This window comes from Fibrella forsythiae, from assembly GCF_017353175.1.
In the GTDB taxonomy this organism is placed as follows: Bacteria; Bacteroidota; Bacteroidia; order Cytophagales; family Spirosomataceae; genus Fibrella; species Fibrella forsythiae.
Genome location: NZ_JAFMYW010000062.1, coordinates 1 through 715 on the forward strand (window position 1 = coordinate 1; position 715 = coordinate 715).

The 715-nt window shown below is 65.0% G+C and carries 1 pseudogene; it reads right to left on the reverse strand.

From position 1 onward, the window contains the following. Nucleotides 1-715, reverse strand: a pseudogene (locus J2I46_RS32645) (gliding motility-associated C-terminal domain-containing protein); the annotation flags it as partial.

Sequence of the window (715 nt, forward strand, 5' to 3'; positions counted from 1 at the left end):
AGCATCCTGACGCACCAGTTGGCCCGACGCGTTGGTGACGTAGAACTCCAGCCGGTAGGTGTAGCCCTGCCCCTGGGTATCCAGCCCACGGTCCACAAAGACGGTGTCGGCCACGGCTTGCAGGCTGGTGGTGATGGCTGTGATCTGGGTGAAGGTCGTGCCCGTCAGCCCCAGCGAGCGGAACAGCCGGTACTGGAAGGGCCCGCCCCCGTCGGCGGGATTCAGCCCCAGAGGTCTGGTCCAGCGCACGGTGATCACCCCCCGACCCAGGCCGGTGGCCGGCCCCGTGCTGTCTACGGTGACATTGGTCAGCACCGGAGCCAGCAAGGGTAAGGCCAGACACACTTCCTGAGATTGGACACTCTGCCCACCCACGGGCAGGGGGTATTGGGCCACGATGCGGTAGCTGTACGAGACGCCCCGGCGAAGACCCGTCGTATCAGTAAAGGTCGAAGTCGTCAGCGGTACATTCCCAATACGGGTATAGCCAGGCAAGATGCCCGTAAAACAGGGTGGGGTTGGGCGATTGTCGCAGCCCTCCTTGCGGTAGATGATCATCTGGGCTGGTGCCTGATCACTGCCGCCCACCGGGCTACAGCTGTAGGGAGACCAGCTCAGCTGGATAGCCCGCCCCGAGGCGTTGCCCACCGTCGCCCCACGCGCCGTCAGGTTCTGGGGGCGGGGGCCGATCAGCCGCACGCCAAAAGTGGCAAAG